27 protein-coding genes are annotated in these 26109 nt (G+C 44.4%); 13 read left to right on the top strand and 14 right to left on the bottom strand.

From position 1 onward, the window contains the following. Positions 1-105: 105 nt before the first annotated feature. Positions 106-2394, top strand: a complete 2289-nt coding sequence (locus MLD56_RS25115) for a GDYXXLXY domain-containing protein (protein ID WP_029518815.1) — start codon at positions 106-108, stop codon at positions 2392-2394. Positions 2395-2548: 154 nt separating this feature from the next. On the opposite strand, the gene mmuM is transcribed toward MLD56_RS25115, so the two are convergent. Then, entirely contained in the window at positions 2549-3496 is a 948-nt protein-coding gene (gene mmuM / locus MLD56_RS25120) for a homocysteine S-methyltransferase (protein ID WP_029518816.1), read from the bottom strand. A 339-nt stretch (positions 3497-3835) separates the two neighbouring features. On the opposite strand from mmuM, the gene MLD56_RS25125 reads away from it, so the two are divergent. Then, a complete protein-coding gene (locus MLD56_RS25125) occupies positions 3836-4891 on the top strand; it encodes an AEC family transporter (protein ID WP_029518817.1) in 1056 nt (351 codons plus the stop codon). A 17-nt stretch (positions 4892-4908) separates the two neighbouring features. Beyond that, positions 4909-5928, top strand: a complete 1020-nt coding sequence (locus MLD56_RS25130; protein ID WP_029518818.1) for a 2-hydroxyacid dehydrogenase — start codon at positions 4909-4911, stop codon at positions 5926-5928. Between the two features lie 51 nt (positions 5929-5979). Here MLD56_RS25130 and MLD56_RS25135 read toward each other — a convergent pair whose 3' ends face one another. From MLD56_RS25135 to rlmN, 5 genes are all read right to left on the bottom strand, one after another. Further along, complete coding sequence (locus MLD56_RS25135; protein WP_029518819.1) at positions 5980-6717, bottom strand: response regulator; 738 nt, start codon at positions 6715-6717, stop codon at positions 5980-5982. Continuing rightward, entirely contained in the window at positions 6714-8363 is a 1650-nt protein-coding gene (locus MLD56_RS25140; RefSeq protein ID WP_241113446.1) for an ATP-binding protein, read from the bottom strand. The genes MLD56_RS25135 and MLD56_RS25140 overlap by 4 nt, the downstream gene beginning before the upstream one ends. A gap of 291 nt (positions 8364-8654) precedes the next feature. Beyond that, positions 8655-9587: a dihydroorotate dehydrogenase gene (locus MLD56_RS25145; protein ID WP_025719854.1), complete on the bottom strand. Its 933-nt coding sequence runs from the start codon at positions 9585-9587 to the stop codon at positions 8655-8657. Further along, positions 9568-10269, bottom strand: coding sequence for a dihydroorotate dehydrogenase electron transfer subunit (locus MLD56_RS25150; protein WP_029518821.1), 702 nt, complete (start codon positions 10267-10269; stop codon positions 9568-9570). Before MLD56_RS25150 ends, MLD56_RS25145 begins: the two co-directional genes overlap by 20 nt. A 139-nt stretch (positions 10270-10408) precedes the next feature. After that, positions 10409-11506, bottom strand: coding sequence for a dual-specificity RNA methyltransferase RlmN (gene rlmN, locus MLD56_RS25155; RefSeq protein ID WP_029518822.1), 1098 nt, complete (start codon positions 11504-11506; stop codon positions 10409-10411). Between the two features lie 249 nt (positions 11507-11755). Here rlmN and MLD56_RS25160 point away from each other — a divergent pair, with 249 nt between their 5' ends. Then, on the top strand, positions 11756-12625 hold the full coding sequence (locus tag MLD56_RS25160) for an AraC family transcriptional regulator (RefSeq protein WP_049817051.1): 870 nt from the start codon (positions 11756-11758) through the stop codon (positions 12623-12625). Positions 12626-12717: 92 nt separating this feature from the next. Here MLD56_RS25160 and MLD56_RS25165 read toward each other — a convergent pair whose 3' ends face one another. Next, positions 12718-13623 carry a LysR family transcriptional regulator gene (locus MLD56_RS25165; protein WP_029518824.1) on the bottom strand — a complete coding sequence of 302 codons (906 nt, stop codon included), beginning with the start codon at positions 13621-13623 and terminating at the stop codon, positions 12718-12720. A gap of 157 nt (positions 13624-13780) precedes the next feature. Between MLD56_RS25165 and MLD56_RS25170 the strand changes: the two genes are divergently transcribed. Beyond that, a complete protein-coding gene (locus MLD56_RS25170; protein ID WP_029518825.1) occupies positions 13781-14521 on the top strand; it encodes an SDR family NAD(P)-dependent oxidoreductase in 741 nt (246 codons plus the stop codon). Between the two features lie 88 nt (positions 14522-14609). On the opposite strand, the gene MLD56_RS25175 is transcribed toward MLD56_RS25170, so the two are convergent. Continuing rightward, a complete protein-coding gene (locus MLD56_RS25175) occupies positions 14610-15098 on the bottom strand; it encodes a DUF2798 domain-containing protein (RefSeq protein WP_029518826.1) in 489 nt (162 codons plus the stop codon). Positions 15099-15261: 163 nt separating this feature from the next. Next, positions 15262-15612 carry a winged helix-turn-helix transcriptional regulator gene (locus MLD56_RS25180; protein WP_029518827.1) on the bottom strand — a complete coding sequence of 117 codons (351 nt, stop codon included), beginning with the start codon at positions 15610-15612 and terminating at the stop codon, positions 15262-15264. A 161-nt stretch (positions 15613-15773) separates the two neighbouring features. Here MLD56_RS25180 and MLD56_RS25185 point away from each other — a divergent pair, with 161 nt between their 5' ends. Then, positions 15774-16325 (top strand): NAD(P)H-dependent oxidoreductase, encoded by a 552-nt coding sequence (locus tag MLD56_RS25185; protein ID WP_029518828.1) that lies wholly within the window; start codon positions 15774-15776, stop codon positions 16323-16325. A 32-nt stretch (positions 16326-16357) separates the two neighbouring features. After that, positions 16358-17068, top strand: a complete 711-nt coding sequence (locus tag MLD56_RS25190) for an SDR family oxidoreductase (protein ID WP_241113447.1) — start codon at positions 16358-16360, stop codon at positions 17066-17068. 115 nt (positions 17069-17183) lie between these two features. On the opposite strand, the gene MLD56_RS25195 is transcribed toward MLD56_RS25190, so the two are convergent. Beyond that, the gene (locus tag MLD56_RS25195) at positions 17184-17912 is read right to left on the bottom strand and encodes a YheC/YheD family protein (protein WP_029518831.1); all 729 of its coding nucleotides are present in this window, start codon (positions 17910-17912) and stop codon (positions 17184-17186) included. Between the two features lie 278 nt (positions 17913-18190). On the opposite strand from MLD56_RS25195, the gene MLD56_RS25200 reads away from it, so the two are divergent. The 4 genes from MLD56_RS25200 (at position 18191) to MLD56_RS25215 (ending at position 20791) form a co-directional block, all read left to right on the top strand. Then, positions 18191-18736 carry a glutathione peroxidase gene (locus MLD56_RS25200; RefSeq protein WP_029518832.1) on the top strand — a complete coding sequence of 182 codons (546 nt, stop codon included), beginning with the start codon at positions 18191-18193 and terminating at the stop codon, positions 18734-18736. Between the two features lie 132 nt (positions 18737-18868). Next, complete coding sequence (locus MLD56_RS25205; RefSeq protein ID WP_029518833.1) at positions 18869-19447, top strand: TetR/AcrR family transcriptional regulator; 579 nt, start codon at positions 18869-18871, stop codon at positions 19445-19447. A gap of 30 nt (positions 19448-19477) precedes the next feature. Next, a complete protein-coding gene (locus tag MLD56_RS25210) occupies positions 19478-20218 on the top strand; it encodes an SDR family oxidoreductase (protein WP_029518834.1) in 741 nt (246 codons plus the stop codon). Between the two features lie 36 nt (positions 20219-20254). After that, positions 20255-20791: a Crp/Fnr family transcriptional regulator gene (locus tag MLD56_RS25215; RefSeq protein ID WP_029518835.1), complete on the top strand. Its 537-nt coding sequence runs from the start codon at positions 20255-20257 to the stop codon at positions 20789-20791. Here the strand turns inward: MLD56_RS25215 and MLD56_RS25220 are convergent. From MLD56_RS25220 to MLD56_RS25235, 4 genes are all read right to left on the bottom strand, one after another. Next, positions 20724-21245, bottom strand: a complete 522-nt coding sequence (locus MLD56_RS25220; protein WP_080658672.1) for a DinB family protein — start codon at positions 21243-21245, stop codon at positions 20724-20726. The genes MLD56_RS25215 and MLD56_RS25220 overlap by 68 nt on opposite strands. Positions 21246-21312: 67 nt before the next feature. Further along, positions 21313-22257: a helix-turn-helix transcriptional regulator gene (locus MLD56_RS25225; protein WP_029518836.1), complete on the bottom strand. Its 945-nt coding sequence runs from the start codon at positions 22255-22257 to the stop codon at positions 21313-21315. 109 nt (positions 22258-22366) lie between these two features. Continuing rightward, positions 22367-22723: a nucleotide excision repair endonuclease gene (locus MLD56_RS25230; RefSeq protein WP_029518837.1), complete on the bottom strand. Its 357-nt coding sequence runs from the start codon at positions 22721-22723 to the stop codon at positions 22367-22369. A gap of 71 nt (positions 22724-22794) precedes the next feature. Continuing rightward, entirely contained in the window at positions 22795-23454 is a 660-nt protein-coding gene (locus tag MLD56_RS25235; protein ID WP_029518838.1) for a hypothetical protein, read from the bottom strand. 264 nt (positions 23455-23718) lie between these two features. On the opposite strand from MLD56_RS25235, the gene MLD56_RS25240 reads away from it, so the two are divergent. Both MLD56_RS25240 and MLD56_RS25245 read left to right on the top strand, forming a co-directional pair. Beyond that, on the top strand, positions 23719-24342 hold the full coding sequence (locus MLD56_RS25240) for an acetate uptake transporter (RefSeq protein ID WP_029518839.1): 624 nt from the start codon (positions 23719-23721) through the stop codon (positions 24340-24342). A 178-nt stretch (positions 24343-24520) separates the two neighbouring features. Further along, complete coding sequence (locus MLD56_RS25245; protein ID WP_029518840.1) at positions 24521-26059, top strand: FAD-dependent oxidoreductase; 1539 nt, start codon at positions 24521-24523, stop codon at positions 26057-26059. Positions 26060-26109: the final 50 nt, after the last annotated feature.

The raw sequence follows: 26109 nt of genomic DNA on the forward strand, positions 1-26109 counted from the left end.
ACGGTGGCTCTCTTTTTTTATGACCTGATCCTAATTAGTACTTGGTTCTGAGACCTTTCAACGTTATAATAAGCATCAAACCAACAGGAAAGGTACGTGAAATCCATGCTGCGATTCAATGCGATACGTACGGGCTATCTGCTGGGCATCTCACTGGTACTTGCCGCGATTATTTATTTTTTCGCCTCCAATTGGGGCGGACTGGATCGGACAGTCAAAATTGTACTGGCTGCTGCGCTTATTGTTCTGTTCTATGGCTTGTCTTTTGTATTTGCACGGATACGTGCTGTTCCCGGTCAACAAGCTTTTCTGTCAAATATGTTTTTGGTGGCTGGCTGTATAGCCTTTGGCGTTTCTGTGGCATTGCTCGGTCAAATTTACAATTCCCATGCGGACAGCTACGGGTTGTTTTTCATTTGGTCGGTGCCAGCTCTACTGCTTAGCTGGATTACTCGCTACAATCCTTTTTATATGCTGTCGTATGTACTAATTCACCTCGGTTTGTGGCTTTATTTTTACCCTACGATGCAAAGTGCATCTTATAGCGAGCTGGAATCGTTGTCCATTGCCGGAGTGTTCGCACTGGTCAATCTGTTGTTGTTCCTATTGGCGTTCCTTCATCGTATACATTCTGCTCCACTACAATATATGAGCTTTACTGTTTTTCATATAGCGATGTTGGCGATGACCAACTCTTTTGCATTTGATGGGTATGGCCTGGTCATGAATATACCGCATATCGCTGTGATTGCTTTAGGATTTTATATATTTATCAAGGTACGGCTGAATAAAACACTACTGACCTTGAATGCATTGGCGCTCTCAGCGTTTGCTGTCTTTAAATTTATAGAGCTAGCAGAGGCTTACTACTCATCTCTGTTTTTTGTTTTTGGTTTGATTTTTGTGGCGCTGCTGCTGACCGGTAACGTGTGGTTTTTCCGTTATTTGAATCGTTTGGGGAAAACACCGCCGGAAACAGGGGAGATATTCAATGGGGAAAACGGGGATATCGCGAAAACCGATGTGGAAACAATCGTTCCCGAGGAACGTGGCAGTGAATGGATCAGCAAAACCGTATCCCGTGTAATCAAAGTGGTTGGGGTGCTGATCGGAAGTATATCTCTCATCGGATTGATTATGATTAGCACGAATGTAAACCACACCGAATATGTACTGTTGGTTGTGTCGTTGCTACTTATGATTTTGATGATTGTCATACCGGAATCCAAGCTGGATTCAGTCATACGTTATACCCTGCTAACCATCAGCTATATTACAGGCTTGGCGGCCATTCTATGGTCAGATCAGTCGCTGCTTTCGGTATTATTTCTGATCGTTTCCATCGCTGGATGGTTTCGCTCCAAGGGGAAAAGGCAGTTGTTTTTTGCCTACACCTTTGTAAACCTGAATCTGGCGACCATTTTATTTCAGCAGTATCAGGAGTGGGATGGTTGGAACTGGACCTATAAGTTCATCATCTTCTCTCTTTTCATCGTCAATGCCGTGTTATATGGGGTAAGTTACTTTATATCCAAGACGGAGTTAAAAGAACATCTGCGGAATAGCTCATTATTTTTCAGCTTGCTGTTCCTGTTTTGGGCGACGTTTTTCGAGGATGTCGTTCCACACTCTTATATGTTCATTAACATTTTTTATTTTGTTATCGTTACCGGGATGGTCTTTGCCTTTGCCCGTGTGAAACAAAAATCGGAGGCCATCATGGGCGTTGTCTTCTGGTTTATTTTTATCGGCTTCAAATACTATGATTTATTGTGGACGCTACTGTATAAATCTTTTACGCTGGCGTTACTGGGGATCATTGCGCTCGGAATTACCTGGTGGGCGGATCGGCGAATGGCCCATAGCGGAAAAGCAGCATTCGATGCCGATCACCGCAGCTTTAGCTTTATGCGCTTAAGCCCGTTACTCATTGCCATTGTCATCGTGCTACAGCTGGGGATCATCGGGTATCAGACGGTGAGAAGCGAAACCCTGCTCGCCACAGGGGCTTCCATTAAGCTCAAACTGGCTCCTATAGACCCGCGCTCCCTGCTACAAGGCGATTATGTGGCACTGAATTACGACATATCTACCCCTCCTTCCAAGACCCCTCTTCAGGAGGAAGAATGGAGCCGAGGCAAGGTCAAAGTCGTTCTCACACCAGATAACCAAGGAGTATACGTCGCAGACCGCCTCTATCAAGATGGCGAAAAACTTGCCAGTCATGAGGTCATTCTAAATGGACAGTGGTATGGTTCTCGTATTGTGTACGGTATTGAGAATTATTTCATCCCTGAGGGAACCGGACGTACTGTAGAACAGAACGCACATTTTGCCCATATTCGGGTGAGCCGCAATGGAGACGCACTGCTGGAACGTTTGGCAGAAAACTGACCAGATCGGCGCAGATAGTTAACGAAGCAGGCTGAACCAAGTTGCTCCATTACTGGAGCACAACTTGGTTCAGCCTGCTTGTTTTTTCGGACCATCGAGTTACCCTCTTATAGATAACCTTTATCCCTACACTACGCTTAACGCTTATCCCCGTTTATACATCTCTCGTCCATGAAGCTATTTCCTCAATATCCTGCGGCTGAGTCCGGCAACAACCACCAATCAGACGAGCTCCCGCTTCATACCATTGGCGGGCACTTTGTCCGAACGTCTCTGTACAAGTGCTACCGTGCCATGTCTTGGTGACCGGGTCATATTCCTCTCCCAGATTGGGATATACCACCACAGGCTTATCCGTGTGGCTGCGTATTTCGTGAATAAGCGATGGAACGAATTTCGGCAAAGTGCAATTGATTCCTACAGCAGCCACTTGCTCATGCCCATTCAGCCACTCAGCACATGCAGCGGCAGACTCACCATTGCTGATATGCTGCCCATCCTTTGCGCTAAAGCTGATCCAGGCATACGTACCAGGGAATTCCTTCAGCAATCGGGCGATGGCCTTGGCTTCAACCAGACAGGGTATCGTTTCACAAGCTAAAATATCTGCACCCGCCTCAATCAGAGCTTTCATACGCGGCCTGTGAAACTCCACAAGCTGTTCCTCGCTCAGCTTGTAATCGCCGCGATACTCTGATCCATCTGCCAAAAACGCCCCGTAAGGGCCGACGGAGGCCGCAACTAGCGGCTTGGGACGATGTCGCTGACTTGCAGTAGCCGTCACGTCAGCCCAAAACTCATCTCGTGCCTGCACAGCAATCCGCACCGATAATTGAATCAGTTCCAGCGCCTCAGCTTCGCTTAAGCCTCGTTTAACATAGCCTTCAACGGTAGCCTGATAGCTCGCAGTAATCGCACAGTCTGCCCCAGCCTCAAAATAATCCCTATGTACACGCTTGATCGACTCCGGATGCTCATGGAGGATTTTAGCTGACCATAAGCTATCGTTCAGATCATGTCCATGACGCTCCAGCTCGGTCGCCATTGCGCCATCCAGCACGATCAGCTGAAATTCGTTCAGTATATGTTGTATCGGATTCATGCGGCCCCTCCTGCTCGTCTTTTCTATTTAACCCACCAATCAAGTAGGGTTTAATGATTTACATTATAGCACGGATGTTGATGAGCATTCACAAAGCCAAGAAATAATCATTTTGTGAAGTGAAGACGCCCCCTCTCGTTTCATTTGCTATCTGATGTAACGTATAAATTTTTTAAATTAGTTTCATAAGTTAAATTAATTAGATATTGTTCTTTTTTTCACAAAGTCATTTTACTATAAAGGTGCAAACCAACACTTTGGCCAAAAGATCATGGCATTGCATCGTCACATTCTGCATCGTCATATATGTGAAAAAAGGTACAAGAGAGGGTTTTATTTATGTCTTTACTAGAAATGATTACCGCGACCTTAACAGATAACAAAATTGTCAGCTCTATCGCTTCCACCGTTTTTATTATTCTTCTTGGTTTCTTTTGCCGCAAAAAGGGGATTTTTAACGCAGCAGTAGGAAAGATGTTATCCAAGGTTGTTCTAACCGTCGCTCTACCAGCACTAGCCTTTAATTCTTTCATGCAGGATATTAATCCTACAATGTTAAAACAAGGAATGAATGTTTTAATATGGGGAGTTCTAATTTATATTATTCTCATCTTTATTTCTAAACCGTTCTTCCTCAGCTACAACAAGGATAAACAGGATGTTTTGCGGGTGTTAACCATTTTCGGTTCTACTACTTTCTTCGGAATTCCAATTGTAGGAGCCATTTATGGTCCTACCGGAGTGATGTACAGTTCCATTTTTAATATAGGGTACCGCATTTTCTTATACTCCTACGGCTATATCAAAATGAGCGGCTTAAAAATGGAGCTTAAAAATCTCAAAACCATGTTTTTAAATCCCATCGTTATCGCCACGTTTCTAGGCCTGTTTGTTTGGTTATTTCAAGGTTATTTGCCACAGATGAGTGTAGCTACAGAGGATGGGGCCATTCAGCAGTTCGCCTTTCTAAGAATTGATCAAACCGCTGTCTGGCTGTTCAAGCCCATGACCTACCTTGCTGGACTAGCTTCTCCGTTAGCCTGGTTATCGATTGGCTCGACATTAGGGGAGATCAGCTTCAAGACGGCAGCTACGGATAAGACCTCTTGGTATTACAGCATCGTTAAGGTTTGGCTTGTACCTATTGTTAACATCGTCTTGCTGGCTTTGTTGACTGTATCTCATATTCTGTCAGTCGATTCGGTCGCTTTAGCTACTATTGTCATCATGATGGCTACTCCTACAGCTACCGTAGCCGCAGCCTATGCCATCAGTTTTGATAAGGAAGCCATATTGACCTCCAATGCATCGCTTCTATCAACTATTACTTCTGTCGTCATGATTCCAGTGTGGATCGTTACGCTCAATGTCATTGATAAAATTGGAATTTTCTAAATCAGGGGGAAAACAACATGTTAAAAATCATTTGCTATGGTGTCCGTTCTTATGAGAAACCCTATTTCCAGGATCTCAATAAATATAACTTCCAACTAACGCTGGTAGAAGAGTTGTTAACCACCAGCAATGCAGAATTGGCACAGCATCACGATGCCGTTTTGCTAAGAGGAAACTGTGCTGCCAATCGGGAAAATATCACAAAATTCAATGAATACGGCATTCGATATGTTTTCACCAGAACAGTCGGAATCAACCACATTGATTTGGATGCCTGCAGCGAATTCGGAATGAAGGTGGCACGCGTGCCATCCTACTCTCCGAATGCCATCGCCGAGCTCTCCTTAACTTTGGCTATGATGCTGTTCCGCCACACCGCTTATATGACTACCAAAAGCTCTTTCAAAAATTTTATTGTGGATGAGCATACATTCAGCAAAGAGATCCATAACTGTAAAGTTGGGATTATCGGGGTTGGACGCATTGGTCTGACAGAGGCTAAATTGTTTAAAGGATTAGGAGCTTCTGTTATCGGCTTTGATGTATACCAATCCGACGCAGCCAAGGAAGTCATTCCATTCACAACCTTGGATGAGCTACTGGCAGAGAGCGATGTTGTTAGTGTGCATGTTCCTTATCTGCCGGGACAGAACGACCAAATGATTAATGCTGGCTTTTTAGCAAAAATGAAAAAGGGATCTATCCTCATCAATACCTCACGTGGAGAATTACAAGATAATCAAGCCATTCTAGACGCTTTACTCAGTAATCATTTGGAGGGATTTGGGACAGATGTCTTCCCTAAAGAGGAAGAACTATTTTTCAAAGCGTTTGAACCATGGCAAATGCTCCCGGACCCAACGATCCAGAAGCTTGTGGAGCTGTATCCAAGAGTTTTGGTAACGCCTCATGCTGGCTCGAATACCGTTACGGCGTTATCCAACATGATTGAAACTAGCTACGACAACTTCCATGATATCGTTACAACTCATTCTTCGGATAACCTGGTCCCACTTCCTGTCCTCTCTATGAAATAATTAGGAAGCTCGGTACTCTTGTTGAACAAAAAAAGAACCGCTATTTCCAGATTACAATGGAAATGGCGGTTCTTTTATATCAGGATTCAACTGATAGAGCATTAGCGGTCTGCCAACCTTGTGGTATTCTATCGATTCAACGAGAAATCCATCGTCCACCAGGAACTGAATATATTTTTTGACCGTGATACGGGACAAGTCCACTTCTCTAGCTAACGTTTCAACTGAGAAGGGTCCGTCCAGCTCTTGAATACTCTTCAGTATTGTGGTCATGGTCAGTTTGGACAAATTTTTAGACAGGTTTTTCGATACATTATGCGGTGGATGTTCAACAGGTTTTTTCTTTTCCACACCCGTATGCTCTTCTTTATTAAAATAATGGTCAATAACAGCTTGATTAATTCCGTTCCCTTCCTCCATCACTGTGGCCAGACGCTGGATTTTCTCAACAGCCAGTCTAAAGCGTTCGAATGTAAAGGGTTTAATTAAATAGTCTGCAACACCATAAAAAACAGCTTCCTTCACCGTCTGAATATCTTTTGCAGCCGTAATTAAAATAACTGAAGCATGATATTGATGCTCCTGCATATGAGATAATAAAGTTAATCCGCTTTTTCCAGGTAAATAAACGTCCAGTAATACCAGATCCGGTGACCATTTTTGAAGACAGTCCTGTGCTTTCTTGACGGTATCTGCCTTACATACAACATCCAAATTGTCCATGCGCTCGATAAACTGTTGATTGAGCTCAGCAACCATCGGATCATCCTCAACAATTAGAACTTTCATTCATTTGTCACCTCCAATGTACAGGGCAACTCTACATATATACTTGTTCCCAGACCCGGTTGGCTATCAAGCTCAATGATTCCTTGATGATTTTCCACCATGGTTTTAACCAGATTCAAGCCGTAGCCTCTGTCTTCTCCTTTGGTTGAAAAACCATGCTCGAATATTCTCTTTTGCATCTCAAAATCAATCCCCAGCCCATTATCTTTCACTTCCAAAATGAATACATTTCCCTCACTCTCATAGTTCAATTTCAGTTCAATTTTGCCGGGTTCTTTTTTTTGTAAGATGGAATCTATGGCGTTGTCAAAAAAATTGCCCAGGATGTGTATGACATCATGAACGATATCCTGCATCTCCACATTAGAGACATCCGAGCTTTCTGCAAGAAGAACCGAAATATTCTGTTCGCGTGCTTCGTTGATTTTACCCATAATAAAACCTGCTAATGCCGGAACTTTAATTCTCTCAGTCAGAAAGCCTACCTCATCTTGATACCGGTGATTTAGCTGCTGAATATATTGACTGACCTCCGCATATTTCCTCATCTCAATCAACCCGGATATTACGTGCATTTTGTTCATAAATTCATGGGTCTGTCCGCGAAGGGAGTTAATATAATATTTTGTACCACTTAACTGGTTGCTGAGATGGATCATCTCGGATTGGTCGCGCAGCGTTGCAACTGCCCCAAAAAACTCATTTTCAATATATATAGGGGTTACTGTCGCAATGACCTCTATACCATTCACATAAAATGAGCGATCCTTGATTTTCCTTTTATCATCGAACACTCTCTTGAAAAGCACGTTATAAAAGTTGGTATCTAGCTGCTCGCCAATCGGGGCCTTCATTTCTTGGTTTGCCAGTTGATACTTGGCCTGAGCTTCTTTGTTCATAAGCATAATTTTCTTGTCAGCCGAAATGGCTATAATTCCTTCAGCGACCTCATTTACAATAATTTCTTTTTCGCGCAATCGTGTTGCTATCTCTTGCGGCTCAAGCCCAAATAAAATGGTTTTGATTTTCTGAGCCAGAATGATCGCGCCCAGAACTCCACTAAAGAGCCCCAGCATCAGCCCCCCAAAAATGGTATACTGCGCCTGCATCAAATCATGATTTAGGGTTCTCATGGTCAGCCCTACACATACAATGCCAATGACCTCATGCTGTTGATTAAATATCGGCGTAAAATATCGGTAACCTTTGCCCAAAATACCTATATTCTCAGAAAAATGTCCCTGACCCGATAGCGCTCTTCTGGCATCATTCAAATCAGAGAACGGTTTGCCAACCATCGTTGCATTCGGATGAGATAGCCGAATTAAATCGTGGTTCAGAATGACAACAAAATCCACATTAACGTTATGCATGACTCCAAGCGAGTAGTCTTGAATCTGCTTCACAGGAATTCCCTGCTCGACATTACGAATAACATCGTTGTCACTGGCAACCATCTTGGCAACACCCGAAAGTTTTTCCTTCGTATTATCAAAATGCTTGTTAATCACAAAATTACGAATGAGAAGCAAGGATATAATTAAGGAAATAATGATAACTAAAACAACCAAAATAATAATCATGAATTGTAGCGAAACTTTGAATTGTCGTCTCGGTTTCGATTTACTTTTTGACCGCAACCCCATCACCTAGCTTTTTTGTTAAGCTCTCCATTAGGAATAAGAGCCTATTTCTTTCCCTATAATCCCTTGTTATTCGACATCGTTTGACAATTTCCTTCTTATTTCGCAAACCATTCATCGGCTGGAAAGGCAAATTTCGTTCATCTTGAGCAAATGCGATATTAACACCTAGTTGAAGCTTGGCTACTTCAGTAAAATAAATAAAACCGACTTGTCTTTAAAAGACAAGCCGGCTTTATATCAGGATTTTGCAAAATCCTCATATGAATTAGTGTATGCAAAATGGTTCCAAATTCACAAAATTCCCCGTATCTCATCCAATGACTGCACCTTTTCCCGCTGCATCCATTGTTCAAGGCCATGTACCAGCTCGGCCCCTGCATGTAAATGGACAAAATTGTACGTTCCTACCTGAATGGCAGCGGCCCCTGCCATGGTGAATTCAATAATATCTTCCACTGAGCTAATCCCGCCCATCCCGATCACCGGAATCGACACCGCCTGTGCCACCTGGTGAACCATACGCAAAGCAATCGGCTTAATTGCCGGGCCGGAAAGACCCGCATACGTATTGGCAAAAACACTACGACGCCGACGTATATCAATTTTCATCGCAGAAAATGTATTGATCAACGAAACTCCGTCTGCGCCTTCTTCCTCGCACATAACCGCCATCTGCGTGATATTCTCTGCGTTGGGAGACAGCTTGACAACCAACGGAAGTGCCGTCACATTGCGCACCTGACGCACAACCTCCCGCGCTACCTCCGTCTGGATACCAAATTGCATTCCACCCTGCTTCACGTTGGGACATGAAATGTTCAATTCCAGCATATCAACGCCTCTGCGGTTCATCGTGCGACGCTTTTGTGCATTTTCCGTAATCATCGCTACGGCCTGAACATATTCCTCCAGATTGGAACCGCCCACGTTGGCAATAACAGCCGTGTTCCAGTGAGTCATGTCATCCAGTTCATCCTTCAAAAAGGCGGCAACACCCGGATTCTCCAGCCCCACACTATTGAGCATGCCGGATGCTGTCTCATGTATTCGTGATCCCGTATTACCAGCCTTCGGATGCAGGGTTAGTCCCTTGCCGACGATGCCGCCCAATAATTCAGGAGAATAAAATTCCGCATACTCTCGTCCGAATCCAAACGTACCGGAAGCCATGATGATCGGGTTCTTGAACGGTACACCCGCAATATTACACGCCATGGAGATCATCGAACTCCACCTCCTCCACCGGGAATACAGGCCCTTCTTTACATACCCTCCGATTGCCTCCACGGGTACGCATCGTACAGCCCAAACATGCGCCAATACCACAGGCCATGTGTCTTTCAGTTGAAATATATAAGCGGGACGACGTATCCACCGTTTTTATAGCGAGTGCTTGTAACATCGGAGTTGGCCCGCAGGAAAACATATTTGCATAGAGCGTCGGATCGATCTGTTCGACGATACTTCCCCCTACCTTGACCTGTACAGATGCCGCCACAGCTTCGAACGCTTCAACCCCGAAGGCTTGCTGTGCAAACCCTAGATAAACATGCGCATGCGGGTAATACTTTGCAGCCAACAGCAACGGAGCTGTACCCATGCCACCGCCGATTAAAGCCAAACTGCCCTCTACCTGCGGAAAACCGTTTCCGAAAGGTCCTTCTAACTGAATTTCCTGACCAGGCTGTAATTGGGAAAACAAATTTGTCCCCTCTCCAACAACCCGATACAAAAAGGAAATACTCTCTTCCCCGATATCATAAATGCTGATGGGTCTGGGCAGCAGTGGGTAACCTGTCCCGCTGCGCAGCATGTAAAACTGCCCCATGTTCCCTTTAAACTTTCCCTCTATTTTCATCACATAAATGCCCGGAACGAGCGCCACATTCGAAATTACGTTAGCCATATAACCCCTCCACTAACCACTCACTATAACGTAAAAGCAGCAACTATTACGTGACTATTTTCACATTTCTGGGTAACATTTCGCCCTACGGCTCGTGATATAAAAAAGCGTACTCCTGTTAGAGAGTACGCTTGTGTATTTAACTAATGGCTTCGCGCTCCGTATTGCGGCTACCCTTGGCATCCTTGCGGATTTGTTTGCTGCGTAGCTGTCCGCAGGCTGCGTCAATATCGACTCCATGCTCCAGCCGAACACTACAGCTAATACCTTGTTTCTTCAGCACATCATAGAAGCCCGTAATCGACTCCGACTCACTCCGCTGGTATTGGCTATGCTCATCCACTGGATTGTACGGAATGAGGTTGACATTGGCCAGATTACGACGATGGCCCACCAGCTCAGCCAGTTCGAGCGCATGCTCCTTACCGTCATTAACATCCTTCAGCAAGATGTACTCCAGCGTAATTCGACGATTTGTTTTGTCCAAATAATAATCAATGGCCTGCATGAGTTTCTCAATCGGAATCGCCCGGTTGATCTTCATAATACGAGTACGAATCTCATTATTCGGGGCGTGGAGGGAGATCGCCAGATTGACATGGAGGTCTGAATCTGCAAATTCAATGATTTTATCAGCCAATCCGCTTGTGGAAACGGTAATATGCCGCGGCCCAATCGCTAGCCCTTTGTGATCCTTAATCACCCGAATGAAATCGGACAGGTTCACGAAGTTATCAAACGGTTCGCCAATTCCCATCACAACAACATGACTGACCTGGTCGCCCGGGCGTTCCTGATCCAGATACAGCTGGACCTTCATAATTTGCTCTACAATCTCACCACTGGATAGGTCGCGGCTCTTCTTCAACAATCCGCTCGCACAGAAGCTACATCCAATATTACATCCTACCTGTGTAGTCACACATACGGATAAGCCAAACTTATGCCGCATCAATACCGTCTCAATCAAATTACCATCCTGAAGCCGGAACAAGAACTTGACCGTCCCGTCTGCTGACTGTTGCTTCACGTGTTCTTCAAGTGTTTCAATGGAAAAGTGCTCTGCCAACAGGCGTGTACAATCCTCATGAACCTCTGCCATCGCTGCAAAATCAGTAACCCGCTTCCGGTACAATGCGTCCCATACCTGCAATGCCCGGGATTTCTTATGCCCATGCTCGATGAGCCATGCTGTCAATTGATCTAGCGTTAATCCATAAATGGATTCTTTTTTCATGTTCGATCCTCTTTTCAAAACAATCAAATTCGTATTTCTATATATAAACCCTAGCCATCACGACTCGTCTCAACGATCATTGCATCATAGCATGTTTAAGCAATCTGCGCTATTTAAACGCCTCTTTCATTGTCCCAAATTTTAATTATGAACACAAGGGGGCAGGCACATTGTTTTTCCTGTTCAACAAGAGCACGCAAAGACAGGATTACAGATACTCCTAATGATATGATTACAACCAAGGAGGTGATGCGGTTGGAATGGTTGCTTCGGATCAAGAACGCACTGGATCTGATGGAAGAGAGAATGCAGCAGCCACTCGATATCGATGAAATTGCAAAGGCAGCCTATTCGTCTCCTTTTCATTTTCAGCGAATGTTTCATATGCTAACTGGCTTCACGGTAGCAGAATATGTGCGCAAACGTCGATTGACCTTGGCTGCTCAGGAATTGAGTCTTTCTTCCGCCAAGGTGCTGGATGTAGCGTTCAAATACGGATATGATTCCCCCGAATCTTTCTCTAAAGCGTTCCGAAAGATACACGGTATTTCTCCCTCTGAGGCCAGAAGCCCTGGGGTGAACCTGAAAGCCTTTCCACGCATCACCTTCCATCTATCGTTGAAGGGAGATCAGGAAATGGATTACAAAATTGTAGAGAAAGCGGCCTTTACGGTCATTGGCAAGTCCATTCAAGTCACCACTAAGAACGGCGATAATCTTCGAGAAATCCCAAAATTCTGGAACGAACTGAATGCGGATGGTACATCAGATCGGATTCATGCCTCGGGAACAGGCGACGATATACTCGGTATTTGTTTGGATTTCAAGCATGGGGAAGAAAAATTCACGTACCTAATTGCCGCAGAAGGCAGCGAGGATGTAGCGACCGCAAATGGGCTGGAATCCAGAACCATTCCGGCTTCAACCTGGGCAGTGTTTACATCCATCGGCCCTATGCCTCAGTCGATCCAAAAGGTATGGCAAAGAATTTTCCAAGAATGGTTCCCTGCCAGTAATTATGAGCATTCAGGCGGGCCGGAACTGGAAGTGTATACTATGGGAGATTCACATGCTGAAGACTACCGAAGTGAAGTTTGGATTCCGATTAAGAAAAAGTAAACAAACCGAACCGACTGCGTATTGCAGTCGGTTTTATACCGTACTGCATTTACATCGTACGGTGACAGATAACACACTTCCCTGCATACTCGTTACCCTAGCTCAATGCACCGAGAACCATTCCCAAGCTCCTCTTTCAACACAGAATATAGCCTTGAACCTGCCGGCTTTAGCGGATAGTCTGTTGCTTTGCAAGAAAGGCCGAAGGTCATATCGATCATGCTACCGCTTAATTCCCTCACCGCTGTTCCTGCCGGGACAGAACTGACCAGAAGTTGTGGCACAAGTGCAATCCCTAAATCGCTTTCCACATAAAATTTCAGAGCCGTCATGCTGCCAATTTCCATCGTATTTAACGTGGTTATTCCATATTCCTTCATGACCATTTCAAGTTTGCGACGATAGGGACAAGTAGCCGACGTAATAAGCAACCGCTGCCCCTGTAAATCCTCCGGCCCAATGTTTTCTTTTTCCGCAAGCGGGTGATTTTCAGGCATTAAAACTACAAATTTCTCCCTAAATAAAGGCTCAAAATATAGCTCTGTGCCCAAATCTGGTGTGGAACACAGCGCTAAGTCAATATCCCCCTTGAGAATACGCTCGCTTAAGGTAGGGGTATTTCCAAACTCAACAGAAACCCGAATGTTCGGATAATGGGTTAAGAAACGTTTTAAAATTCCTGGTAGTCGATAACTGGCAGTCGGTTCGGTCACTCCTATACGAATGTCGCCTGCGGTCCCTCTTTGCAGATTGTCCATATTTTCCTGCAATTGCTCCATATCCTTTACAATATGTAGACTTTGCTCGTAAAACATCCTGCCCGCTTCAGTTAACTTTATTTTCTTGCCCCGTTCGATCAGTTGAATTCCCATATCGGACTCCAGCTTCTGTATTTGCATCGTCACGGTAGATTGTGCATAATTCAACTCTTCCGCTGCACGCATAAAACTTCCGTAATTCACAATCATTTGAAATGTTTTGAGTGTTTTAATGTCCATTATCAGACTCCTGTATAAACAATTGATTCAATTTTATTGAATTATAAATTCATTTAATTCAATTATACAGAATACAATACCTCCTCTACAATGATACATATCAGATCGTATTATTTTTCAGACGCAAATGAACTGGATGGAGAAGGAGCGAATTTACATGGATTTACATCAAAAAGTAGCATTGGTTACAGGTGGAGGTACAGGAATTGGGAGAGCCGTGTGTATGGCCTTGGCAGATCGAAAAGCTACGGTAGTCGTAAACTATTCCCGCTCTAAAAACGATGCAGAGGAAACTGTACGTATGATCCTTGAAAAGGGCGGACGTGCTATCGCATTACAGGCAGATGTTTCCCGAGATCAGGAAGTTCGAACTATGGTTGACCAGATTGTCCAGCAATTCGGTACGATTAATATACTCGTGAATAACGCTAGCATTACACATCACATTCCGATGGATGATCTGGAGGCAGCCACGGAAGAGGTATGGGATGATCTATTTGATGTAAATGTAAAAGGCATGTTTTACTGTGCCAGAGCCGTAGCTCCTTTTATGAAGCGTAGTAAACAAGGAGCTATCGTCAATCTGGGAAGTATAGCAGGGCAAACAGGGCTAGGTTCTTCGCTTCCCTATGCGGTATCCAAAGCGGCCGTCCACGGGCTGACCAAATCTTTAGCACGGGCACTTGCGCCGGATATTCGCGTCAATTGCATCGTGCCGGGAGCTGTAGCGACAAGATGGTGGTCAGGCAGGGAAGAGCAAATGAAAACATTGGCTCCTCATTTACTCCTACAGCGCATTTCCACGCCCGAAGATATCGCCAGCATGATCTGCTCTGCTTTGGAACAGGAAGCCATGACAGGCCAGATTATTACGGTAGACAGCGGACAAACACTGTAAAGATATTGGGACTTCTGAGTAAAAACAAGCCGCCTTCTCAGACAGAAGGCGGCTTTTGAGCTATCGTATACCGTCGTTAAACTACGTTTTAGCTTAAAGATACCGCAATTCGTGTACCTTTCACGAATTTAGCAAATAAGTACCGAACAAGCGGCCCTACAATTAAGAGCTGCAGAGGGAAAGCAAAAATAAAATTCTTAAAAACTAAAGATAAGTAATTTTTAAATAATGAATCTCCCGAAAGACCATTAAAAAAGTAAGCTGTCCCCAATCCATAAAGTGACATACAGAGAACCATTCCAATGACCATACAGCATGAAAGGGACAGAATCACAAATACCTTTTTGGATTTATCGTATGGTAATGAGAAGGCTATTTTCTTTGCTAATGGACCGACAATAAATAGTTCCAATACGAAAGCAATGATAAAACATAAAATAAATTGAAAAACCATTACTTTTAGAGAGATTGTGCCAATCAAGTCTTTTGTATATAGATTATAAAATGTCATGAATACGACCATCCCCAAGCACATCATGAAACCAAAGTAAAAATCTTCTTTCTTCGTCGTTGGCAATTCCATCATCCCTTCTGTGTACCTTGGTAATTATATAAATAGTCGAAACCTCCACATAAGTGAACTTTCTGTGAACTTTTTGGCAAACGTTTTCTTTTTTAGAATATAAGAAATAGGCATCGTTCAGCTCAACGATACCTTGGAATGTTGCAGTTCATATCCCTCAATGATCTGCTTTTAAATCTAAGCCAAATCTCTTCAGCTCAATAAAAACACCTTCAAGTCGCTTCCCTTTTTCCGTTAACGAATATTCAACACGCGGGGGAACCTCGGCATATACCTTTCTCTCTAACAGACCGTTATCTTCAAGCTCTTTCAGGCGTAGGGAAAGCGTTTTGGGACTAATCCCCTTCATGGACTTCTGAAGTTGGCTGAATCTCAGTGTTCCTTCGATAAGAAGGTCACGAATGATTAAAAAAGTCCATTTCGTTCCGATCAAATCAAGTGTTTGGGCAATAGGGCACGGCTTGCCGGGTATTCCTTTGGTCAATTCAATAGGTTCTTGGTCGTGCATAGGAACTCCCCCAAAAATTATCTGTTAAATCCAATGATATCACAATAGTTCCTTTAGGGAAACTATATGAATTAAATACCACTACTTCCCTAAATAAACTTACTACATATACAATATCGCTGTAGCAACTAACGTTTTCTCTAATACAAGGAGGTGAAGAGATGAAAAATATACTAATCATTAACGGTCATCAAAAATATGATTCGTCTGAAGGGAAATTGAACCAAACATTGATGGACAATATGGTGCGTCTCTTAAGTGAAGAGAACAAAATCAAAACAACGTCTGTTCAAGATGGCTATACCCCCAGCGAAGAACAAGAAAAATTTTTATGGGCAGATGTAGTCATTTACCAAACCCCCATCTATTGGTTCAGCGTTCCTGGATTATTAAAGACTTATATGGATGAAGTCTATGCTTACGGTGTATTCTTCACAGGTGCTCATGAATATGGAAGCGGCGGTTTATTAACCGACAAGAAATATATGTTCTCCACAACTTGGAATGCTCCGGAAAAAGCTTTTAATGATCCAACTCAATTTTTTAATGGGGCTAGTCTAGAAGCTGCACTCCGTCATTTGCATTCTGCGCATACATTTCTCGGTATGAAGCCCTTGAAAAGCTTTGCATGCTACGATGTTATTAAAAATCCAAATATACCTAAATTTATTGCTGATCTTGATACACATCTACAAGCCGTATTACATGATTAACAAATCCAGATGAATACTAGGAGGGAATCCATTTGCAAAACCAAAAGATTGTCATTATTGGTGGAAGCTCAGGTATTGGTTTAGAAACAGCTAAGCAAGTCATTTCGCTTGGAGCGGAAGTGGTAATCGCCAGCCGCTCGGAGGATAAATTGCACAAGGCCAAGGAAATGCTGGGCCCTCGTGCTGTAATACATGTGCTGGACACGTCAGATGAGCAGCAGGTAAAATCTTTCTTCGAAAAAGTCGGCCCCTATGATCATCTTATCGTTAGCGCGGCAGAAACATCAGGTGGGGCATTCCTTCAGTCGGAGACAGATCAAGCCCGCAAGCTATTCGAAAACAAATTTTGGGGACAGTATTATGCAGCTAAATACGGGGCTTCCCAACTCTCAGCCGAGGGTTCCATTACCTTATTTTCAGGAGTGGTGGCTTACAAGCCGATGATCGGCTCCTCTGCGCTCGGTGCTGTGAATGCAGCCGTTGCGAATCTTGGTCAAACCTTGGCGTTAGAGCTTGCTCCCATCCGCGTGAATGTCGTCTCACCCGGCATTATTGACACACCTTCCCGTAGCAAAATGCCTGAAAATACACGCAATCAATTCTATGATACGGTCGCGCATAAGCTCCCTGTGAAGCGAGTTGGACTTGCGGAGGATGTTGCACGAGGCGTACTTTATTTGATTCAAAATCAGTTTGTGACCGGAACAGTCCTTCATGTGGATGGCGGACACATTTTAACATAAAAGCTTCGTCCTAAATCTGTCAGTCATTTACCAAAAAAAACGGAGAACGCTCCCGCACCTTGGCTTGGGCGTTCTCCTCCTTTTCTTATCCATGAATGATTTCACAAACTTTATCCTAATGATGTATACGACGTTTGTTTCTCAAGATGTTGCGAATCATCTTGTGATTGGGGAGCTGCCTGAACAACATATGTCCGGGATGCGGATTGGCCTCGATAATCCAAATTTGGCCGCTCTTCTCAATAGCAAGATCGATGCCCAACTCGCGAACCGGATGATTTTTATCTATCGTGTCGGCAATGATTCTAGAAAGCTCGGTGACCTGGTCCAGAATCTCTTTCATTTTTGTTCTGTCATTTTTAAAGACCCTTAAAAGCACTTTGGACAACGGCGCCGCATGTCCTCCCTTCCGATAGTTGGTAACGACTTTTCGAGGTGCAGCGACACGGCCGGTTATTCCTGAAATGACCCATTCCGATTCCGGCTTCTGCATATACACTCTGGCATCAAAAATCGAACCTTTGTACTTGGCTAACTTAAGTCCTTGCTGTACCAAATAACGGCGATGAGGTCTTCGATAGGTTCTAACTGCTCTTCTTACGGCGTGAGATCTAACGATTCTGCGACTGGAGCCACAACGAACCTCATATTTCCTCCCCAGCTTTTTCGCACGTATGATGCCAGTCCCTCCACTCCCATAATTAGGCTTGATGAAGACTGTGCGATAGGTATCCAGCATCCGTAAAGTCCTTGCATTACTGATCCAGCGGGTTTCGGGCAAGTGAGAACGTAAAATGGGATGTTGTCGCATTTCCTTGTATTGAATCATCTTTCCAATGGGCACGAATATCCCTCGATTCTGTTGGGTTTTTGCACACACTACATGAATATGCATCTATATTCTATCTTGGTAACGGCGAATGCCACAGTTTGCTATGAAGAGGCAAATCTCCCACTTTCTCAAGTCGAGTCTTCTTTGGTTTCAAGAGAGAGATGGACAATGTGTCTTTACATGACAAGATTATTGCAAATACCTATAAGGTTGATTCCAATAATATATTAGACCAATAACAATTCTGGATATATGATGTATTAAAAAATAACGTGAGGAGGAACGTTAACATGTCTATTTATGATTTTCAAGCAACCTCAATTAATGGGGAACCGATTGAACTCTCAGACTATAGAGGTAAGATTCTCCTTATTGTAAACACTGCCAGCATGTGTAGCTTCTCCAGTCAATTCACTGATCTGCAAAAGCTCTACGAAAAACGGAGGGAACAAGGTTTTGAAATCCTTGCATTTCCTTGTAACCAATTCAATAAAAAAGAGCCGGGTAGCCATTCGGAGGTTCAGGGAATTTGCCAAATTAACCATGGAGTAACCTTCCCACTATTTGAGAAGACGGATGTAAGAGGCTTATCTCTTCATCCTTTATTTCAATATCTGACCCAACAGGCACCGTTTCAAGGCTTCGATATCCAGACCAAAGACGGTCAATGGATGGAGGATTTCCTGCGGGATAAGTATCCGGATATATACGCTGGCGACGGTATCAAGTGGAATTTTTCTAAATTCTTGGTCGATCGCGATGGCCATGTGCAAGGGAGATTTGAAGTAACAACGGAGCCCTGGGCCATTGATCCCGTCATCGAATCGTTATTGTAGTATTTCTGTTCACTTCTTTGGATTCTTTAAAAAAAGGGTATCAAATGACAAAAACGTATATTTGTCATTTGATACCCTTTATGTTATTCTGACTTTAAGGAGGTGACTCACACGGCACTTGACCGTGTCTCTATGGAAAAATCCTCAGATGTGCTAACCAAGGAACAGATTCTTATCGCTACAGAAGACACACTTAGGCGTTTTGGTATAGCCAAAACCTCCGTGACCGATGTTGCCAAAGTATTGGGAGTAAGTCATGGTACCATTTACCGACACTTTAAAAGTAAAGCCGAGCTTCTTGAAGGTGTGACCGAAAAATGGCTGAATGAAAAGATTATCGGCCCGTTAACGGAGGTCTGTCAGAATTCATCTATACTGGGAACGCCACATTTAAAACGATATATACAGACCTTGGTCGAACTTAAGCAGTATTATGCCCGCGACGACGAGGAAATGTTTGAGATGTATACGAGGGTCACCGAGCAAGCGGCTGATTTAATCGACCAGCATATCGCCCACATTGTGGATCAGCTCGCTGATATCATTATACGCGGAGACATCACATCGGATCAGCCAGCCCAACTGGCGCGTACCCTTTTCTATGCCACAGCCCGTTTTCATCATCCCGCTCATGCTTACGAATGGAAGAATCCCGTGATTAATCGGGAGTTTTCGGATGTGTGGATGCTTTTAGAAAAAGGAATCACTTAAAATAGATATGGAAGGAAGGTCCAAACACATATGAAGCATTTGGACGGAAAAACAGCAATTATCACCGGGTCCTCTAGAGGAATTGGACGTGCCATTGCCGAACAACTGGCTGATCTGGGCGCTAATGTAGTCATCAATTATGCCAGCAGTCCGGACAAAGCTCAAAAAGTCGTGGAGAGGATTATTCAAAAAGGCGGCAAAGCCATAGCACTTCACGCTGATCTGGGCAAAATGAGTGATATTGAAGCATTATTTACAAATACGATTGCTGAATTCGGTAAAGTGGATATTCTGGTTAACAACGCTGGGCTGATGATCACCCAACCTCTGGCTGAGGTAACCGAAGCTGACTTTGACAAACAATTCGCACTGAATGTAAAGGGCACCTTCTTTGCCTGTCAGCAAGCCATGAAATATATGGAGAACTACGGAAGAATCGTGAACCTGTCTACATCCGTGATCGGACAAATGTTCCCGACCTATAGCGTATACGCAGGTACCAAGGGCGCAGTGGAGCAATTTACCCGTCAGTTAGCCAAGGAATTCGGAAGCAAACAAATTACGATCAACGCCGTGGCTCCCGGTCCTGTGAACACCGAGCTTTTCCAAGCTGGAAAAACCGAGCAGCAAATCGAAGGCATGAAAAAAATGAATGCTATGGGTCGGCTCGGCGAACCGGAAGATATCGCTGATGTGATTGAGTTTCTGGTCAGCGCCAAATCACAGTGGGTTACCGGGCAGACAATCCGCGTCAATGGCGGGTTCATCTAAAAAGCTGGAATACATGGAATGGAGGTTATTACGTTCATGATGTTACACAAAGGTGAGACCTTATTTCGACAAGGAGAATCTGGCCCTTTATATCACCTCAAGAGCGGCTTGTTAAAAATTGTCCGAGTCCATGAAGACGGCTCGCAAATTTTAGTTAATGTGATTGTGCCCGATGAAATCATCCCGCACCACTCCCTGATCAGCCCCAATCCTTATTATGGTACAGCAGTCGCGCTGGTAACCTCTGAGGTTGAGGTTCTGTCACAAAAAGAATGGTATCAGGCGCTGGAGCAAGACCCGACTCAATGTCGGGCTATCGCTTTACAGCTACAGGATAAGTTGCGCATGATGCAGCAACGAATTGACCAGCTCACCGAGGTGTCACCTGCCGAAAAGCTTCGGAAGCTTCAACGCTGGTTCCACTCCTACATCGCACCCGCCACGTTAACGGACGTGCTGACGCAGGAGGAAATCGGCCAGTTTATCGGGCTACGCCGGGAGACGATTAATCGGCTATTGCGTGCTTCAAGCGCTCCTTCTGCAAAAGATGATGACGATAATGCATCTCGATGAGCGAAAACCACTCTCCAGCATTCAACGCGCCGAATCTGGGATGAGAGACGGTAGAAAGCCCTGTTGATTTCCCAACGATCGGCTCAATCTCTCTCATTTTACGGATCACAGCATTTAAACCCTCCACAATTTCTTCTTTGCTCGTCGGTTGTGGGGGAGTATACTGCGGAGATGGTGGAACTTGGATACGTATGGGCGGAAACCCTCCTAGATTAAAAACGGCCGTACCCGCCTCCGTTTTAACCCCTGTCTCCCCATTAGGCTGTAGACAAACATCAATGTTCTTCAGGTGCATATACAGAGCAGAGTTCACCAAATGAAGATACATTTGTCCAAGCGACCATTGGTCCTCCTGCGGTGTGTACTGCAATTGCTCCAAGCTAAAGCTGTCCAATTCAAGAAGATAGTGTTGTGCCGTTTCTTCAAAACGCTGCAATGTTTCGGTAGTATTCATATATTAGTAACTGCCCCTCTCTATTAAAGTAGCTTTACTATACAAAAATGCTACTGACAGCATTATGTCAGTAGCATTTCAACATTTTTTCCACTTCCGCACGTATCCGCTCCCGGAGCGACTCAGGCTCCAGCACAACCATATCCGCGCCCCAGCCAAGTATCCATTGCAGTAATTCCTCCGGCTGTCTGACGCGGAAAAGTATATGCAATCCATCTGCACGCTCCTCTATAGCCTCCATATAAAAGTTGTTCGCTTCCTTCACCTTATCTGCGATATCGGAGCGTGCTAGTATGCGAACAGTCACATGACGGTCATCGGTTTGCTTATAATCCTGCAAATGAAAATCGACAGGCAAATGAAACCTATCCTCCAGTACCATAAGCTCGTCCATACGTGACAGACGGAAATGGCGAAGCTGCTGCCGCAATTCACATTGCCCGATTAATACCCACGAACCACGAAGCAATACCAGACCATAGGGAGCGACCACACGCACACTTTGACGATTCCCGTCAGCCTCTGGCATTCTTTTGGAGTAACCAAACCGTACCATTCGTTTTTCCAATACAGCAAGACGCAGCGTTTCCAAGTAGGTTTTCTCTCTATGGTTTGCCCCTTCACCCACAGCGAGTAATCTCATGGTTGTACGCACCCGGGAAACTTCCCTGCGGACGCTCTCTGGTAAAATGGCTTCAATTTTCCTGCGGGAGGTTTGCGCCTTGATACCGTAGTCTGTATCAAATTTTTGTTCGATAAAATCCGTCCCGATTAGCAACGCCACAGCCTCTTCTGCGGTAAAGCTCACTGGGGGCAGGAAATACCCCTCCATCAAGGAATATCCAATGCCCGGTGCTCCTACAATCGGTACGCCCGATTCGCTTAGAGCCTGAATATCCCGATAGATGGTTCTCACACTCGTTTCGAATATAGCTGCCAAATCCTCAGCTCGTAAAATATCCTTACGCTGTAACTCTAGCAAGATCGCTAGCAAACGATCTGTTTTGTTCATACCATGGCCCCTCTCTGGAAGGATCTAAAATGCAGAAATACAAAAAAGCAATAAGGGCAGTACAGTCACTGCGACTTATTGCTCTTTTTTTCATACGGAAGTTACTCCATTACTTAAAAAATACTTTTTCAACGTTATATTTAGCCTTTTGTGAATTGATAATGTAGGTTTCATAAATTTCTCGCTCTACCGCATCTTCTACAATACAAATCTCGATAATCGCAACTTCATTCCGCTTGTCCTTGATCGGCGATACGTTATCTTCAAAATGCTTTTTGATTCTTGGTCTTAACTTTCTCGCTTTACCAACGAACAGCAATTCCTCCTGCGCATTGTAGAACATAAAGACGCCAGCCTTATCTCTAGGGATCAGGTGAAAGTCGGTAAACCCGTAAATATGGCTGAGCTCAGGGTTAACCTGTTTGGTAATCGTGATATCCGGAGTTGGAATTGTTATATTAATCACTATGTCACTTCCTCATTCTATATAGGTGTAAATATTATCACAAATCCTGCGGTAACACCATTCAAGGATAATCAGGGAGTGTCCCCTGGAACAGGCTTCGTCGTTTTCTCAACGATTCTTTCCAGTACCCAGACAAGTACCCCCACTGCAAGGCTGGCGATGACCGCCATAATCGCCGATCCGCCAGCATGTAGCAGCAACACGGGAACCCAAAGCAATCCGAGCAAACGGTGTACGGTCCGCATCCACTTGTTACGAACTTTGTTAATGAAGAAGCCATACCCGGCGATCGCCAGCAGAATGACAAATCCCGCAATCCCGGTATAGGTTTTGTTATCTTGAAGCTTGGTTATCAAAAAATAAATACCATGAGCGGCAATCAGGATCAAGGTCGCCCAACCCAGAAGTTTATGGAGGGAATGTAACAACCGCCCGGCTCTTCTAACCAACATTGATGGCGATCTTAGCTTCTTCTTAAACCAGAACCAAGAGAAAGCGGCCGCACCAAGAAATACGGAAATCGTACCCAAAGTCTTGAATATTTCCCCGTTGCCCCCACGCCCTTCTCCACGAGGATGTACGCCCACAGGCCCTGTAGACCCACCTTCTGATAGCCGTGGGCCAGGTCCACCGCCGGAGAGCGATGACATGTAGTAATAGTAGATGACGAGTAGAACTGCTACCGTAACTGCAATCATAGCTGGAATCCAAACGGCCCTTTTCGTCTTCATTTGTTATACATCCTTCCTAGGAAAATTGCCTTGAGTGTACCTGGTCAAGCTTAAAACAAGATTAAAGCAAGCTGAAAGTATTTCTTTTACCTCAGTCAGTATCGAGGATGGTCGTAATAACGTTAATACAGGCACCGTAATAGATAGAAATCTATGAATTCCCTACTATGCGAGCACGCCGGTTTCCGTTACAATATGTCAGTGTGATTCTGGCATCGGCAGATTGACGCGTATTTGAACATTATTGGAGGCTTCTATTTTTTCATGCAAAATGAATCTCATGCTAACGTAAAAATCATAACGGCCGATCCGAGTGCGATCGGCCTGTTTGGCTTGGCTATTGTAACACTTGTAGCTTCATCCCAAAAGCTTGGTCTCACTGAAGGCTTGAGCTTTATTATCCCTTGGGCTATTTTCCTTGGTGCCTTTGCACAGCTGTTTGCCTGCATTCAGGATGCAAAGCATAACAATACCTTTGGCATGACGGCATTTGGTGCTTACGCCTTCTTCTGGTTAGCCGTAGCTAGTAGCTGGATGATTAAAATGGGCGTATTCGGCTCAGAGCTGGCATCTGCTGTAGATGGCAAACAGCTCGGCTTTGCCTTTGCCGGCTATCTCATCTTCACGCTCTTCATGACCATTGGAGCCATGGAGACGCACAAGGTCCTATTTTTTATTTTTGTGTTGATTGATTTTCTATTCCTCGGCCTTAGCTTCGATGCATTCGGCATCGCCCCAGAGGTGTTCCATACCATCGCCGCTTATGCTGAAATGGGCATTGGTCTACTCTCGCTGTACGGTACAGGAGCTGCCGTTCTGAATGCACATTTTGGCCGAACATTTCTGCCCGTAGGACGTCCTTTCGGCATTTTTAAACCACGTCCTTAGCTGCATATTTAAACCCACAAAGCCTCCTTTCGCGCCGATCCGCGTTAAGGACGGCTTTGTTTCCTTTCCATCACTCCCCCCTGTATCAAAAAAATACTAAAGAGAGTCGTTTAGTGAATATAAAACCCCACAATGATAACAATATACATAAATTGTATTCAAAGGGGTTTTTGTAAAAATGACACAAAGCAAATCTCGTATCGCATTTCCGCAATTTCCCGAATCGTATTGGTTAGCTTCCACTGACATCCCTAACTTCCCCAAACTTAGTGAGGATATTCAGGTGGATGTTGCCATTGTAGGTGCGGGGATTACCGGTATTACCACTGCTTATTTACTTTCTAAAAAAGGATTAAACGTCGCCGTCGTCGACGCAGGGCGGATACTTCATGGGACAACCGGTCATACTACCGCCAAAATTACCGCACAGCATGATTTGATCTACAGCGAGTTTATTTCCCATTTTGGCAAGGAAAAAACCCGGCTCTATTACGAAGCCAACCACAACGCTCTTCAATTTATCAAACAAACGGTAGAAGAGTTTAATATTGATTGTCAATTTACAGAAGAAGATGCCTACGTTTATACATGTGAAGATACGTATGTGAAAAAAATTGCCGACGAATATAAAGCTTACGAGCAACTTGGCATCCCGGGAAGTTATGTCGAACAAACGCCTCTGCCGTTTTCAACTAAAGCAGCTATTAAGATGAAAAACCAGGCCCAGTTTAATCCTGTACCTTTCTTAAGATATTTGGCAAACCAAGTCATCCGTCAGGGCGGGGAAATTTATGAGCAAACCACCGTTGTAGATGTGGAAAAAGGAAACCCTGCCATCATTACAACCAGCGACGGAAAGAAAATTACCTGCAACCATGTCGTATCCTCCTCACATTTTCCATTCAATGATCCCAACGGTCTTTATTTTGCGCGATTGCATGCCGAGCGGTCTTATGTACTCGCGGTCAAAACCGATAAAATCTATCCAGGTGGTATGTATCTAAGTGCAGAAACCCCAAAACGTTCACTTCGCTCCGTAATGGTAAACGGAGAACCAATGGTTATCGTCGGTGGGGAAGGTCACAAAACGGGACAAGGAATCTGTACTTTCCAGTACTATGAAGCTTTACAAAAGTTCGCGGAGCAAACATTTGGATTAAAGGAGATCGTTTATCGCTGGTCGGCCCAAGACTTGTATACGCTAGACAAGCTCCCTTATATTGGGCAGGAACTATCCAACACCTCTAACATCCTCGTTGCTACGGGTTATAGAAAATGGGGGATGACCACAAGTGTAGCGGCAGCCTTATTAAATACGAATCTGATTACCAGAGAGGAAAGCCCCTACCAGGATCTTTTCTCCCCTTCAAGGTTTCATATGGACCCCGACATTAAAACATTTGTAACTCAAAATGCAAATGTGGCTAAACATTTGATTGCTGGAAAGTTAGACATCAGCTACAAAAAAGCCGAAGAACTGGAACACGACGAAGGGTCGGTCATCCGGGTAAACGGCAAAAGAGCAGGCGCATACCGAGACCCACAAGGAGCATTGCACCTAGTGGACACGACATGCACCCATATGGGTTGCGAAGTCGAGTGGAATGAAGCGGAAAGAACATGGGATTGCCCTTGTCATGGCTCTCGCTTTTCATATCAAGGCGAAGTCATTGAAGGACCGGCCAAAAAAGCACTTGGCAAGGTTGAAGCCGAATAGCACGATCCTTTCGAATAAACCTAGTTAGGCTGGATAACATACCTTTGAGA

It is taken from the genome of Paenibacillus peoriae (assembly GCF_022531965.1).
GTDB lineage: Bacteria > Bacillota > Bacilli > Paenibacillales > Paenibacillaceae > Paenibacillus > Paenibacillus polymyxa_D.

What these genes read in the sequence shown, in the direction of transcription:
- MLD56_RS25245 (WP_029518840.1), top strand. Translation starts at nt 24,521, where the DNA reads ATGACACAAAGCAAATCTCGTATCGCATTTCCGCAATTTCCCGAATCG.
- MLD56_RS25145 (WP_025719854.1), bottom strand. Translation starts at nt 9,587, where the DNA reads ATGATCTCCATGGCGTGTAATATTGCGGGTGTACCGTTCAAGAACCCG.
- MLD56_RS25130 (WP_029518818.1), top strand. Translation starts at nt 4,909, where the DNA reads ATGTTAAAAATCATTTGCTATGGTGTCCGTTCTTATGAGAAACCCTAT.
- MLD56_RS25180 (WP_029518827.1), bottom strand. Translation starts at nt 15,612, where the DNA reads ATGCACGACCAAGAACCTATTGAATTGACCAAAGGAATACCCGGCAAG.
- MLD56_RS25165 (WP_029518824.1), bottom strand. Translation starts at nt 13,623, where the DNA reads ATGGACATTAAAACACTCAAAACATTTCAAATGATTGTGAATTACGGA.
- MLD56_RS25115 (WP_029518815.1), top strand. Translation starts at nt 106, where the DNA reads ATGCTGCGATTCAATGCGATACGTACGGGCTATCTGCTGGGCATCTCA.
- MLD56_RS25235 (WP_029518838.1), bottom strand. Translation starts at nt 23,454, where the DNA reads ATGAAGACGAAAAGGGCCGTTTGGATTCCAGCTATGATTGCAGTTACG.
- MLD56_RS25240 (WP_029518839.1), top strand. Translation starts at nt 23,719, where the DNA reads ATGCAAAATGAATCTCATGCTAACGTAAAAATCATAACGGCCGATCCG.
- MLD56_RS25205 (WP_029518833.1), top strand. Translation starts at nt 18,869, where the DNA reads ATGGAAAAATCCTCAGATGTGCTAACCAAGGAACAGATTCTTATCGCT.
- MLD56_RS25160 (WP_049817051.1), top strand. Translation starts at nt 11,756, where the DNA reads ATGCGGTTGGAATGGTTGCTTCGGATCAAGAACGCACTGGATCTGATG.
- MLD56_RS25125 (WP_029518817.1), top strand. Translation starts at nt 3,836, where the DNA reads ATGTCTTTACTAGAAATGATTACCGCGACCTTAACAGATAACAAAATT.
- MLD56_RS25185 (WP_029518828.1), top strand. Translation starts at nt 15,774, where the DNA reads ATGAAAAATATACTAATCATTAACGGTCATCAAAAATATGATTCGTCT.
- mmuM (WP_029518816.1), bottom strand. Translation starts at nt 3,496, where the DNA reads ATGAATCCGATACAACATATACTGAACGAATTTCAGCTGATCGTGCTG.
- MLD56_RS25150 (WP_029518821.1), bottom strand. Translation starts at nt 10,269, where the DNA reads ATGGCTAACGTAATTTCGAATGTGGCGCTCGTTCCGGGCATTTATGTG.
- rlmN (WP_029518822.1), bottom strand. Translation starts at nt 11,506, where the DNA reads ATGAAAAAAGAATCCATTTATGGATTAACGCTAGATCAATTGACAGCA.
- MLD56_RS25140 (WP_241113446.1), bottom strand. Translation starts at nt 8,363, where the DNA reads ATGGGGTTGCGGTCAAAAAGTAAATCGAAACCGAGACGACAATTCAAA.
- MLD56_RS25170 (WP_029518825.1), top strand. Translation starts at nt 13,781, where the DNA reads ATGGATTTACATCAAAAAGTAGCATTGGTTACAGGTGGAGGTACAGGA.
- MLD56_RS25200 (WP_029518832.1), top strand. Translation starts at nt 18,191, where the DNA reads ATGTCTATTTATGATTTTCAAGCAACCTCAATTAATGGGGAACCGATT.
- MLD56_RS25225 (WP_029518836.1), bottom strand. Translation starts at nt 22,257, where the DNA reads ATGAACAAAACAGATCGTTTGCTAGCGATCTTGCTAGAGTTACAGCGT.
- MLD56_RS25135 (WP_029518819.1), bottom strand. Translation starts at nt 6,717, where the DNA reads ATGAAAGTTCTAATTGTTGAGGATGATCCGATGGTTGCTGAGCTCAAT.
- MLD56_RS25220 (WP_080658672.1), bottom strand. Translation starts at nt 21,245, where the DNA reads ATGAATACTACCGAAACATTGCAGCGTTTTGAAGAAACGGCACAACAC.
- MLD56_RS25215 (WP_029518835.1), top strand. Translation starts at nt 20,255, where the DNA reads ATGATGTTACACAAAGGTGAGACCTTATTTCGACAAGGAGAATCTGGC.
- MLD56_RS25210 (WP_029518834.1), top strand. Translation starts at nt 19,478, where the DNA reads ATGAAGCATTTGGACGGAAAAACAGCAATTATCACCGGGTCCTCTAGA.